At 31.3% G+C, this 12,252-nt stretch carries 15 protein-coding genes; 14 read left to right on the forward strand and 1 reads right to left on the reverse strand.

The features are described from left to right. The first annotated feature begins 17 nt into the window (after positions 1-17). From AC0N0V_RS00380 to AC0N0V_RS00415, 8 genes are all read left to right on the forward strand, one after another. Positions 18-494 carry a glycine/sarcosine/betaine reductase component B subunit gene (locus AC0N0V_RS00380; RefSeq protein ID WP_474461539.1) on the forward strand — a complete coding sequence of 159 codons (477 nt, stop codon included), beginning with the start codon at positions 18-20 and terminating at the stop codon, positions 492-494. Then, on the forward strand, positions 491-1,498 hold the full coding sequence (locus AC0N0V_RS00385) for a proline racemase (RefSeq protein WP_474461541.1): 1,008 nt from the start codon (positions 491-493) through the stop codon (positions 1,496-1,498). The genes AC0N0V_RS00380 and AC0N0V_RS00385 overlap by 4 nt, the downstream gene beginning before the upstream one ends. Positions 1,499-1,601: 103 nt before the next feature. Then, positions 1,602-2,477 (forward strand): TSUP family transporter, encoded by an 876-nt coding sequence (locus AC0N0V_RS00390; protein ID WP_474461543.1) that lies wholly within the window; start codon positions 1,602-1,604, stop codon positions 2,475-2,477. Positions 2,478-2,678: 201 nt separating this feature from the next. Further along, complete coding sequence (locus tag AC0N0V_RS00395) at positions 2,679-2,813, forward strand: clostri-philic family protein (RefSeq protein WP_474461544.1); 135 nt, start codon at positions 2,679-2,681, stop codon at positions 2,811-2,813. 130 nt (positions 2,814-2,943) lie between these two features. After that, on the forward strand, positions 2,944-3,081 hold the full coding sequence (locus tag AC0N0V_RS00400; protein WP_474461545.1) for a hypothetical protein: 138 nt from the start codon (positions 2,944-2,946) through the stop codon (positions 3,079-3,081). 132 nt (positions 3,082-3,213) lie between these two features. Next, a complete protein-coding gene (locus tag AC0N0V_RS00405) occupies positions 3,214-3,825 on the forward strand; it encodes a DNA-3-methyladenine glycosylase (RefSeq protein WP_474461547.1) in 612 nt (203 codons plus the stop codon). 73 nt (positions 3,826-3,898) lie between these two features. Further along, positions 3,899-4,156 (forward strand): GIY-YIG nuclease family protein, encoded by a 258-nt coding sequence (locus tag AC0N0V_RS00410; protein ID WP_474464386.1) that lies wholly within the window; start codon positions 3,899-3,901, stop codon positions 4,154-4,156. 149 nt (positions 4,157-4,305) lie between these two features. Continuing rightward, positions 4,306-5,373: a mannose-1-phosphate guanylyltransferase gene (locus tag AC0N0V_RS00415; protein ID WP_474461548.1), complete on the forward strand. Its 1,068-nt coding sequence runs from the start codon at positions 4,306-4,308 to the stop codon at positions 5,371-5,373. Between the two features lie 38 nt (positions 5,374-5,411). Here the strand turns inward: AC0N0V_RS00415 and AC0N0V_RS00420 are convergent, their stop codons facing one another. Beyond that, positions 5,412-5,582: a hypothetical protein gene (locus tag AC0N0V_RS00420; RefSeq protein ID WP_474461550.1), complete on the reverse strand. Its 171-nt coding sequence runs from the start codon at positions 5,580-5,582 to the stop codon at positions 5,412-5,414. Between the two features lie 322 nt (positions 5,583-5,904). Between AC0N0V_RS00420 and AC0N0V_RS00425 the strand changes: the two genes are divergently transcribed. From AC0N0V_RS00425 to larB, 6 genes are all read left to right on the forward strand, one after another. Then, positions 5,905-6,885 (forward strand): ParM/StbA family protein, encoded by a 981-nt coding sequence (locus tag AC0N0V_RS00425; RefSeq protein ID WP_474461552.1) that lies wholly within the window; start codon positions 5,905-5,907, stop codon positions 6,883-6,885. A gap of 17 nt (positions 6,886-6,902) precedes the next feature. Then, positions 6,903-7,265, forward strand: coding sequence for a hypothetical protein (locus AC0N0V_RS00430; RefSeq protein WP_474461554.1), 363 nt, complete (start codon positions 6,903-6,905; stop codon positions 7,263-7,265). A gap of 828 nt (positions 7,266-8,093) precedes the next feature. Beyond that, a complete protein-coding gene (locus AC0N0V_RS00435; RefSeq protein ID WP_474461555.1) occupies positions 8,094-8,972 on the forward strand; it encodes a DMT family transporter in 879 nt (292 codons plus the stop codon). A 76-nt stretch (positions 8,973-9,048) separates the two neighbouring features. Next, positions 9,049-10,461 (forward strand): nickel pincer cofactor biosynthesis protein LarC, encoded by a 1,413-nt coding sequence (gene larC / locus AC0N0V_RS00440; RefSeq protein ID WP_474461557.1) that lies wholly within the window; start codon positions 9,049-9,051, stop codon positions 10,459-10,461. Positions 10,462-10,491: 30 nt separating this feature from the next. Continuing rightward, the gene (larE, locus tag AC0N0V_RS00445; RefSeq protein WP_474461559.1) at positions 10,492-11,286 is read left to right on the forward strand and encodes an ATP-dependent sacrificial sulfur transferase LarE; all 795 of its coding nucleotides are present in this window, start codon (positions 10,492-10,494) and stop codon (positions 11,284-11,286) included. A 60-nt stretch (positions 11,287-11,346) separates the two neighbouring features. Then, positions 11,347-12,099 carry a nickel pincer cofactor biosynthesis protein LarB gene (gene larB / locus AC0N0V_RS00450; protein WP_474461561.1) on the forward strand — a complete coding sequence of 251 codons (753 nt, stop codon included), beginning with the start codon at positions 11,347-11,349 and terminating at the stop codon, positions 12,097-12,099. Positions 12,100-12,252 lie beyond the last annotated feature (153 nt).

Raw genomic sequence — 12,252 nt, forward strand, 5'->3', positions numbered from 1 at the left:
AATTAGAGGTGATTAATGTGGGTATTGGGCCGTCTACTAAGGAAACTACGCTGCACCATTTTAGAGATCCATTACTTAATGTGGTATCGAATGATGGCGATGTAGACCTTTTAGGAATTATAGTTTCTGGAACACCACAGGAAAATGAAGATAAGGTTTTTTCAGCTCAAAGAGCAGCAGCATGGATTGAGGCAATGAGAGCTGATGGAGCTATTGTGTCAATCGATGGATGGGGAAATAGCAATATTGATTTTGCTACAGCTCTTGAAGAGATAGGAAAAAGAGGTATACCAGTTGTAGGAATGAGTTTTGTGGGAACACAAGCACAATTTGTAGTTACAAATCAATATATGGATACAATAGTTGATTTTAATAAGTCTAAAGAAGGAATTGAGACTGAGGTTGTAGGGGAAAATAATGTAATAGAGTTAGATGCTAAAAAGGCTTTAGCTTTTCTAAAATTAAAGATGAAAAAGAAGGAGGAACACAAATGAAAAGTGTAAAAACAATATTTGCAATTGATTCACATACTGAGGGAGAACCAACAAGAATAGTAGTAGGGGGAGTTCCAAACATTCCAGGAAAAACAATGCCAGAGAAGAAAGCATATCTTGAGGAAAATCTTGACTGGATAAGAACAGCAATAATGCTTGAGCCAAGAGGACATAATGACATGTTCGGTTCAATAATTACTCAACCAACTACAGAAGAAGCAGATTTAGGAATAATCTTTATGGATGGCGGCGGATATTTAAATATGTGTGGACATGGTTCAATAGGAGCTGCAACAGTTGCTGTAGAAACTGGAATGGTTGAAGTAACTGAGCCTGTAACTAATCTTACATTAGAAGCACCAGCAGGATTAGTTAAAGCTAGTGTAAAAGTTGAAAATGGAAAGGCAAAAGAAGTTTCAATAGTAAATGTTCCAGCTTTCTTATATAAGAGAGACGTAGAAGTAGATGTACCTAATATTGGAAAAGTTACAATGGATATATCCTTTGGAGGAAGTTTCTTTGCTATAGTAAAAGCAGTAAATTTAGGTTTAGATATAACTCCAGCAAATGCACAGAAATTAATAGAAGTTGGAATGGATGTAATAAAGGCTGTTAATGAGCAAGTAGAAATAAAACACCCAACATTACCACATATAAAAACAGTTGATCTTTGTGAAATTTATGGACCAGCTAAAAGTGAAGATGCAACAATGCAAAACGCAGTTGTATTTGGCCAAGGACAATTAGATAGATCACCTTGTGGAACAGGAACAAGTGCAAAAATTGCTACACTTTATGCAAAAGGTGAGCTAAAAATGAATGAAGACTTTATATATGAAAGTATATTACAGACAAAATTTAAGGGAAGAGTAATAGGAGAAACTAAAGTTGGAGAGTATGATGCAATAATTCCTGAGATAACAGGTGCAGCATATATAACTGGTCACAACCAATTCTTTATAGATCCTGAAGATCCAGTTAAATATGGATTTATACTAAAGTAATTACCTTAAACTAGTATATTGATTACAGTTAAATACCATGATATATTATTAACAAGGAACTGAAACTAATAAAAAACAAAAGGGAAAAAGGGGAGGAAGCACAATGGTAAAGATAGTATTTGGATTACTATTACTTCTTGTAGCATACTTTGCATTTGTATTCTTTACAGATTATGCAAAAGCTTCAAAAGAGGGAAAACTCGAGAAAACTAACTTTTTAGCACTTGGTGCAGTAGGATTTGTAACTAACTTTTTAGATACTCTTGGTATAGGTAGTTTTGCACCAACAACAGCATTATTAAAGTTCTTTAAACTTACAGAAGATAGAACAATACCTGGAACTCTTAATGCTTCTTGTACAATCCCGGTTGCAATAGAAGCACTTATATTTATAACAGTTATTAAAGTAGATCCAATAACATTATTTTCAATGCTTGCAGCTGCTACAGTTGGTGCTGTAGTAGGGGCTGGAGTTGTATCAAAACTTGACGAGAAAAAAATACAGCTTGGAATGGGAGTTGCATTACTTGTAGTAGCATTTGTAATGCTTGCTCAACAGTTAAATTTAATGCCAGCAGGTGGAGATGCTATTGGACTTACAGGTGCAAAGCTTATAATAGCAGTAGTTGCTAACTTCATCCTAGGTGCGCTTATGACATTAGGAATAGGACTTTATGCTCCATGTATGGCACTAGTATTTGCGCTTGGAATGAGCCCTAAAATAGCATTCCCTATAATGATGGGTTCTTGTGCATTCTTAATGCCAGCAGCATCAGCTAAATTTGTTAAAGAAGGAGCTTATGATAGAAAAGCTTCTATGGCAATAACTATATTTGGTACAATCGGAGTTTTCATAGCTGCATATATAGTAAAAGAGTTACCGCTTAATGTATTAAAGTGGTTAGTAATAGTTGTTATAATTTACACATCAACAATGATGTTTAAATCAGCTTCTAAATCTAAAAAAGCTGCAGCGTAAAATTAAAGTACTAAACTCAATAGACAAATACCTCTGTAATATTGATTACAGAGGTATTTGTTTTTATCTAGAAAAAAATTTCAATTTAAATTTTTGATTTTTAATCTTTTAATTGTATTATCGTTAAATTAAAGGTGTAATTTTTGACAAGAATAAAAGCCTTTCCATAGGAAAAACTATTTGTAGAAAGGGGAGTTAAAAATGACTGATAGAATACACCATAAAGCAAGCAATAGAGAAAATAAAAGAAATGATATGAATAGACCTGATGGAAACAAGAAAAATACCAAGAATCCTCCTAAATTTGAAAACTTTGATGGAAAACCAATTTATTAAAAGGAAGTGTGGATATGAGTAAGGGTAAGAAAGCGAATGTAAACGCTCAAGCTATAAATATGGGCACAAAACGTACAAATACTAGTAATGCTCAGCAAAAAGATGAAAATAAGCAAAGGAAGGGTTAACTATGGTAAATAAAGTTGAAGGAATGAACTTACAACACGATTTTCAAAAGAAAAATAATAAGCCAGGGTCTAAGGCTGTTGGTGAAAAAGAAGCCAAGGCAATAAGAGAAGGAAAACAAATTGTAAAAGTAGAAGATTAACTTTAACGACTTAAATAGTTTATGTAGGATTAATATATAAGAACAAAATCCACGGCTTAGCTGACTGTGGATTTTATTCTTATATAAAGTTAAAATAATATTGTACAATAATGGAGTTAGGGGGATATCTATGTGGGAAAGTTAGAGAGAGAATTTTATGATAGAGATACTATAGTTGTGGCAAAGGAACTTCTTGGAAAAGTATTAGTACATGAAGTTAATGGACAAAGAATTGCAGGTAAAATAGTTGAAACAGAAGCCTATCTAGGGATAACCGATAAGGCTGCTCACTCCTATGGTGGTAGGAGAACTCCTAGAGTTGAGGTTATGTATGGAAAGCCAGGAGTTTCTTATGTTTTTATTATATATGGTATGTACTACTGCTTTAATGTAGTTACAAGGGAAGAGGGAATTGCACAAGCTGTTTTAATAAGGGCCTTGGAGCCTATAGAAGGTTTCGATATTATTGCCGATAACAGATTTAAAAAGAAATATAGTGAACTAACAAAGTTGCAAATAAAGAATATGACTAATGGACCAGGAAAGTTATGTAATGCTTTATTGATAGATAAGAACTTAAATGGAGAGGATTTATGTGATAATAAACTATATATAGAAGAGGGAAATAATGATAATTTTAAAATAATCTCCACAAAACGAGTGGGCATTGATTATGCTGAAGAAGCAAAGGATTATCCTTGGAGATTTTATATAGAAGATAATAAATATGTATCAGTAAAATAAGTTTATAGGGTACATGAGAATATTAGTATTTTTAATAAAAAGGGAAAGAAATTAGATGAGGGATGGGGTAAATTTGAACTGTGTTTATATATTAAGATGCAATGATGGCACTTTATATACAGGCTATACTAATAATTTAGAAAATAGATTAAATGTACATAATAGTGGAAAGGGCGCAAAGTATACTAGAGGTAGATTACCCGTTGAACTAGTTTATTTTGAAGAGTATATTACAAAAAGTGAAGCAATGAAAAGAGAGTACTATATAAAACGATTAAGTAGAGATGAAAAACTTAGGCTCATAAATTTAGACAGTGGTACTAGATGTTAATAGTATGGATACGTAATTCTATAATTTAAAATGTGAAAGTATATAATGTTCAGATTAATATACATTTTAATTTTAGTCTGCAAGAATTCTTCACAAGAGTGTAACAAAATACATATTATACAGTAAAGCAATATTAGGAGTGAGGCTTATTGTTATACGCACTAATTCTTGCAGGTGGAAAAGGAACAAGACTTTATCCTCTTTCTAGATCTAAAAATCCAAAACAGTTCTTGAAAATAATAAATAATAAGAGTTTTTTAAGGAATACAGTAGATAGAATAAAGCCTTTAGTAAACAAGGAAAATATTTATATTGTTACGAATGAAGAATATATTGACAGAATATATGAGGAACTTCCAGAAATAGATAGAAAAAATATATTTGCAGAGCCAGCAAATAAAGAAACTGCTACGTGTATTGGTCTCTCAGCAGTAAAGTTAATAAAAAAAGATCCTAATGCAACAATGATAATTTTACCATCAGATCACTATATAGAAAATCAAAGAGCTTTTATTGACACTATTTCTCAGGCAAAGGACATTGCGGAGAGAAGAAGGGGGCTTGTAACCATAGGAGTACAACCTTCGAGACCAGAAACTGGCTATGGCTATATAGAAATGGGAGAAAGAATTAATGGTGACATTGCTAGCTATAAAGTAGAAAGGTTTTTAGAAAAGCCCAATATTGAAGTTGCTAAAGATTTGCTAATCAAGGGCACCTACTTATGGAATAGTGGGATGTTTGTATGGAAAGCAGATGCATACTTAAGAGAAATGCAAAAATATCTTCCTAAAATGTATAAAAGTATGATGACAATATATCATGACTTAGATACTGAAAGCGAGGATAAAACCATAAAAGAGCAATATGAATTAATAGATGGGATTTCTGTGGATTTTGGAATTATGCAAAAAACAAGGAAGGCATATGTAATTAAGTGTGAATTTTTATGGGACGATATAGGAACATTTACAGCACTAGGTAGATTTTTGGAGAATTTTAAGGGAAACAATGTAACGGGAAATACTTTCTTAGAATCTAGCGAGTGTTGCACTGTTTTCGGAAAGGATAAGCTAATTATTGCTTTTGGAGTAAAGGACCTGATAATTGTGGAATCCGAAGATGTAATACTAGTTATGGATAAAAATAAGGATCAGGAGATAAAGTATCTTGTTGATTTACTAAAAAATGAAGGTAATATGGAAAGGTATTTATAGAAGTAATGGGAGGCTGCTAGCAGGGTATTGTTAGCAGCCTAATTTATACTAAAGTTTTTTCTGATGTAATCTATTGCCAGTTCTTCGATTAAGTCATTTACATTTTTATTCTTAGAGGCAGCAATAACTTTTAATTTTATTAGTATCCATTGATTTAAGGTTGTATTAAATCTTACTCTTTTACTCTGTCTAATTTTATCTAATTCCATAATAAATAACCCCCATAATTGTAATTATATTACAATTATAACTTATATACATACGTATGTATATAAGTAATTCTATTAATAGCATATTATTCAAAATTCAATGGTTGGTTGGCTCAAAAAATAATAATATTCATACATAAATGATATATATGACGTATACACATACATATGTATAAATCTTCCTAGTGTCCTGTATGTACGAGGTGTATATAGCGTAGATACAAAACGAAGAATTTTTAGTAAAAAATGTATAAAAAGTAATTGATTTGTATCTTCAATTAGAATACAATGTAGATACAGGAAAAATTTGGAGGGGATTGATATGCAAGAATATGTTATAGCATTAGATGCTGGCAAATATGCAATTAAAGCAATGGGGAGAAATGCTAGAGGGTTAGCAAGCGATCTAAAGAAGATAAATATAAGGACAAAAATGTATGATTTGAAAAATGGTTACATAGATGTAGAAGGAGATTCACATAAGGTAACCTATAATGGACATGAATATATTGTTGGAGAACAAGGAGAAACAAAAAGTTACGAAACATCCAAGACGTTGTTTTTACACCAAATATGTACATATACTGCAATAACACAGTTTTTAGAACCAAACACTAGAGATAATAGGATTCATATGGTACTTGCTTGTCCTATTAGTGTATTAAAAGTTGAACAAGCTAAGCAAGAATATAAGGATTTTATAAAAGGAGAAGGAATAATAGAGATAAATGTAGATGGTAAGGACTATAGTTTTGAAATAGCTGATATTATGATTAAAGCTGAAGGCTCCGGAATAGTATATTTGTCTCCACATATATTTAAAAATAAGAAGATAGGAGTAGTAGATTTTGGTGGATTAAACTTTACATTTTCCCTTTATACTAATGGAGCATGTATTTCTCCAAGTTCAGACAGATTCGTTGAAGAGTTTGGTGCTGTAAAATTAACTAATTATGTTGCCGATGATCTAACTGGATATAAGAAAGGGAACATCGTAAAATTTGATGCAGCTGAAAGAGCACTGGAAGTTGGTTACTTGTCAAATTTTGGCCAAATAGATAATGAGAGTCAAGATGTGATACAAAGAAGTAAACAACGTTTCTTCGATGAAGCTTGTGAAGAAATTAATAGGCATGGATTTAGAATAGACGAGCTTGATGGTTTGGTGTTTGTTGGGGGCACTACTCAAAAATTAGTAGAAGCTATAACAAAGAAAATACCAAGTGCATTTATAGCAACAGAACCGCAGTGGTCTACTGTAGAGGGATTGTATAAAATTGCTTATAAGAAATACATCGCCTAGCAGAAGGGGTGTACACTATGGCGAAAAGACCTGGCTCATTAGTACTCACATTTTCAAAGAAGAATCTAGATATAAGAAATTTATTAGAAGATAAAAAAGCTAAAAATGAAGCTTTTGTAGTAACAGATTATATTTGTGAATCTATTAGGTTTTATGAGAAACACAAGGATTCAATGTCATTTAATAATTTAGATGTTGTTAAAAGCTTGATTGATGACAGATTGAAGGAGTTTATGAAGATAAATAGTACGGTAACTATTGGACTAGCAGAAACAGAACCTAAGAGTATTATTGAAGAAAAGATAATAATAAATCAACTGAATAGCGATATTAATACATTAGAAAGTGATATTGATGATATACCAATAGATGAGGATTAAATAGTAATTATACTAATGTTTATAATTTAAAAAGAATATGAAATGACTAGTAAGAAACCAGTATTTAATTTTATACTGGTTTTTATATTTAGCCTTCATGTGATGGCAAGAAATTTGTTTATATAAAGTTAATCACTAACTTACGTATATGACAATTATGACGTAGATATGCATATGTGTATGAATTTTATTAATTTAAAATTAAAAACGTATCTACAGTGTATATGCAATGTAGATATATGTTTAAAATAAAATCAATAATTAGTATCTACAGTATAGGTACAATGTAGATACTAATAAATATGATATGATTGCAGTAAAAATAAAATATATAATTTAATGAATATTTAACCTCTATGCTTGAGTATGTTTGTATTTAAGTAGACTAAAAGGGAAGATATCAACTTAGCATGCTAAGTATAAACTGGAGAAATGAGCAAAGAGTTTTTTATTCAAAGTAACAATTTTAACTTATATGTGTATGACGTTAGGGTGTAGGTACGTATATACGCATAAATTTAATTATAAAAAACTTAAAAGTGTATTTACAATATATATGCGCTGTAGATACAAAATATATAAATATCACTTAATTTGTATCTATACTGAAGGTACGTTGTAGATACGAATTGACTAATATGAAATGTTTAAGACTAAATCAAGAAATAGCAACAATTGATACAAGAATGGCGTGAAGGTAAAAATAGTAATTTAAATTTTAATTTTACCACGAGACTGTTACTCAAATGAAGTAAGTTGGGAGTAGTTCACAGATTATAACAACATATGATAGAATATAGAAAGAGATCTAATAAAAGGGGGCTTCAAATGACAAAAGAATTAAAAGCTGATTTAAGTTTGTTATCAATTACAGTTGTATGGGGAGGAAGTTTTCCAGTAACTAGTATAGCGCTTAAATACGTTCCACCATATTCACTTATAGCTTTGAGGTATTTATTAGCAGGAGTAATTTTAGCAGTAATATTTTATAAAAGATTAAAAAATACAAACAGAGAGACTTTAAAAGCAGGTCTGTTTATAGGAATATCATTATTTGTAGGGACCGCACTACAAGTAGTGGGAATGCTCTATACTACGCCAAGTAAGTCTGGATTTATTACAGGACTTTATGTAGTATTTGTTCCTTTAATACTTGCTTTGATTTATAAAAAAATGCCAGATATAAAGACTATAATAGGAATAATTTTATCACTTATAGGACTTGGTGCGATATCTATAAGTGGAAGTTTAGGTATAAACTTTGGAGATTTTCTCACATTATTATGTGCAGTAGCCTTTGCAGTTCAAATACTACTTGTTGATAAGTGTATTAAAGATGCAGATGTAATAGTATTGACCTGTATTCAAACTTTAATTGTAGGAATATTGGCACTTATCCCTGCCATTACTATTGAAAAGTTAGATGTAGTTTTAAATTATAGTTCTATATCTTCAATAGTGTTTATGGCAATATTTTGCACTATAGTAGCTTACTTAGTTCAGAATAAAATGCAGCCATATACGAACCCAACTCACGCAGCTATAGTGTTTTTAGCCGAACCTGTTTTTAGTGCTATATTTTCTACATTTATAGGTGATAAGCTTACAGGAAAGACGTTGATTGGGTGCGCATTAATTTTACTAGGAATGATTGTAATTAATATGAAAACTAATAGTGAAGTGAAGATATTAGAAATTGAAACTTAGAGTATATTTTGTGTGAGACAATATAGTTATAAGTATTTATAGCTATATTGTCTTAACAGTAAGGAGATAATTATTTATGAGAACACTTTATTATGATTGCTTCTCAGGTATAAGTGGAGACATGAACCTAGGAGCGTTAATAGATATTGGAGTAGATAAAGACTATTTGATAAAAGAACTTTCAAAACTAAATCTTGATGAATATGAAATAAATGTGAGCAAAGATGTTAGAAAAGGAATTACAGGAACTAAGGTAGAAGTAATTTTAAAGGGCAGTCATAAGCATTCTCACAAGAAACTTGAACATAAACACGAAGGTATAAAACTTAAGAGTTATCATACCCATGTTTATAGTAAATCTCACGAACACTCTCATGATACTGGTAAATATGTTTATAGTCATCTACATAAACACCACGACGAACAACACATCAGCAATGAACATAGTCATGACCACAAGCATTATAGTAGCCACGAACACCATCACCGAAATCTAAAAGATATTGAATTTATAATAAAAGAAAGTAGTTTAAATGAAAATATCAAAAATATAAGCTTGAAAATGTTTGAAAAAGTTGCAGAGGCTGAAGCAAAAGTACATGGTAAAACTATAGAAGATGTACATTTTCATGAAGTTGGTGCAGTAGATTCTATAGTTGATATTGTGGGAGCGGCTATTTGTCTAGATTATTTAAAGGTCGATAAAATAAAGTCTTCGACAGTAGAAGTTGGTTCCGGTTTTGTAAAGTGTGCACATGGAACAATGCCTGTCCCAGCGCCAGCTACCGTTGAAATATTAAAAAATGTACCATTAAAATCTAATATATCTTTTGAAGCAACTACTCCTACAGGGGCTGCTATTCTGAGTTATTCTGTAAGTGAATTTACAGATGATAGAAACTTTAAAATTGAAAAGATAGGCTATGGTATAGGGCATAAAGATGTTGGGCAAATTCCAAATGTTTTAAGGGTTTTTATAGGAGAATCTCTGGAAGAAAATGTTGGAGAATATGAAGCTGAAAATAATTACTTTAATAATTTATCAAAGGACTACATCAAAGATCAAGTTCATGTATTAGAATGTAACATAGATGATATGAATCCTGAAATCTATGATTATATTATGGAATTGTTGTTTGAAAAGGGAGCATTAGACGTATATTTAACACCTATAATAATGAAGAAAGGTAGACCTGCTGTTAAATTAAATGTGCTTTATAGTGCTAATATGGAAGAGGATATCAGAGATATAATTCTAAATGAAACAACTACTTTAGGATTTAGAAAATATAAGGTTGAAAGAGATATGCTAAAAAGGGAATTTATAAAGGTTAAAACAAAATATGGTGAGTTCACTGTTAAAGAGGCCTATTATAAAGGTAAAAGAATAAAATCAAAACCAGAATATAGGGACTGTAAAAGAGCTGCCTTAGAAAATAATGTTAGTATAAATGAAATATACAAAGAAGTGATTTTAAATAAGCGTTAATTAAATTTTTAGGTTTAGGAGATGGGAGCTATGATTAAAGATAAAAAATATGAAGGTCTAATAAGTTATTTGAAGAATTTGGATAGTGTTGTTATTGCTTTCTCAGGAGGAGTAGACAGTACTTTTCTAATGCAAGCTGCAAAAGAGGCCCTTGGAAATAACGTATTGGCAGTAACGATAGTTTCTCCATATATTCCAACTTGGGAAGTAAAAGAAGCAAAGGAATTAGTAAAGGAACTTAATGTTAAGCATGAGCTTGTAGAAGTACCAGTTATCTTAGATGCTATAAAAGATAATCCAGAAGATAGGTGTTATCTATGTAAACATTTTGTATTTAGTAAGATTATAGAATTACAAAAAGAAAGAGGATTCAAATATGTAATTGATGGAACAAATTTAGATGATACTAAGGACTATAGACCTGGTATGAGAGCACTAAAGGAACTAGGAGTAGTAAGCCCCCTTTTAGAGAATAATATAGCTAAGGATGATATTAGAAGATTTTCAAAAGAACTGGGTTTAATAACATGGGATAAACCGGCTTATGCATGTCTTCTTTCAAGAATCCCTTATAATCAACAAATAAAATTTGAAGATTTAAGAAAAATTGAAAGTGCAGAAGTATATCTAATGGAACTTGGGTTTAAAGGAATAAGAGTGAGAAGTCATGGTGACTTAGCTAGGATTGAGGTTCAAAGGAAGGATAGAATTAGAATTTGTAACGAAGAATTAATGGATAAGATATCAGAAAAATTTAAAATGTTAGGATTTAAATATGTAACTTTAGATTTACAAGGCTATAAAATGGGAAGTCTTAATAATTAGTGAAGAGTCAAAAGTTGGCTTTTAATATTGAAATTCTATGCATAGGAAAAGGGTGAAGATATGAATTTAGATGAGGTCAGATACCTACTAGAAGGAATAAAAAATGGCTCTACAACTATAGATGATGGAATCAAAGAGCTGCAGGATCTTCCATTTAAGGACTTGGGCTATGCTAAGGTAGATAATCATAGGGAGCTTAGAGTAGGGTATCCCGAGGTCATATATTGTGCTGGTAAAACTCCTGAGCAGATAAAAGGAATAGTAGAGTTTATGTTGACAAAAGGCTGTAACATATTAGGTACAAGAGCTTCAGAAGAGGCATTTAGCGCAGTAAAAGAAATATGTCCGAAAGCCGAATATAATAGGGAGGCTAATGCTATAACTATAAAAAATAGAGAGATGGAGTCTTCCAAAACATACATAGCTGTAGTTACAGCAGGCACCTCTGACATACCAGTAGCAGAGGAGGCGGCTATAACAGCCGAAATTTTTGGAAGTAGAGTAGAAAGAATATATGATGTAGGTGTAGCGGGAATACATAGATTATTTGATAGATTAAATATAATAAGAGGTGCAAAAGTAGTTATTGTCGCAGCAGGTATGGAAGGTGCATTAGCAAGTGTAGTAGGAGGATTAGTTGATAAACCTGTAATTGGAGTACCTACCAGTGTTGGATATGGTACTAGTTTTGGAGGGGTTTCTGCACTGCTTACTATGCTTAATAGCTGTGCAAGTGGAGTTAGTGTTGTAAATATAGATAATGGCTTTGGAGCCGGATATCTTGCTAGCATGATAAATAAACTAAAAGATTAATTTATACAATTGTAAGAATTTGTTATAGTTATAATACCTTCTCTGCTTATGTGGAGGAGGTTGTTTAATATACTGTTTAAGGAATAAAGTTAATTTGATATTATATGGTTATGATTCAAAATGATTAATGGATTAACCATAAGTGTTGATATA

The sequence above is a fragment of the Clostridium sp. CS1-1 genome (assembly GCF_056135525.1).

Coding starts and splice junctions, on each gene's coding strand:
- AC0N0V_RS00395 (WP_474461544.1), top strand. CDS start 2,679: ATGACTGATAGAATACACCATAAAGCAAGCAATAGAGAAAATAAAAGA.
- larE (WP_474461559.1), top strand. CDS start 10,492: ATGATTAAAGATAAAAAATATGAAGGTCTAATAAGTTATTTGAAGAAT.
- AC0N0V_RS00390 (WP_474461543.1), top strand. CDS start 1,602: ATGGTAAAGATAGTATTTGGATTACTATTACTTCTTGTAGCATACTTT.
- larC (WP_474461557.1), top strand. CDS start 9,049: ATGAGAACACTTTATTATGATTGCTTCTCAGGTATAAGTGGAGACATG.
- AC0N0V_RS00425 (WP_474461552.1), top strand. CDS start 5,905: ATGCAAGAATATGTTATAGCATTAGATGCTGGCAAATATGCAATTAAA.
- AC0N0V_RS00420 (WP_474461550.1), bottom strand. CDS start 5,582: ATGGAATTAGATAAAATTAGACAGAGTAAAAGAGTAAGATTTAATACA.
- AC0N0V_RS00430 (WP_474461554.1), top strand. CDS start 6,903: ATGGCGAAAAGACCTGGCTCATTAGTACTCACATTTTCAAAGAAGAAT.
- AC0N0V_RS00385 (WP_474461541.1), top strand. CDS start 491: ATGAAAAGTGTAAAAACAATATTTGCAATTGATTCACATACTGAGGGA.
- AC0N0V_RS00435 (WP_474461555.1), top strand. CDS start 8,094: ATGACAAAAGAATTAAAAGCTGATTTAAGTTTGTTATCAATTACAGTT.
- AC0N0V_RS00400 (WP_474461545.1), top strand. CDS start 2,944: ATGGTAAATAAAGTTGAAGGAATGAACTTACAACACGATTTTCAAAAG.
- larB (WP_474461561.1), top strand. CDS start 11,347: ATGAATTTAGATGAGGTCAGATACCTACTAGAAGGAATAAAAAATGGC.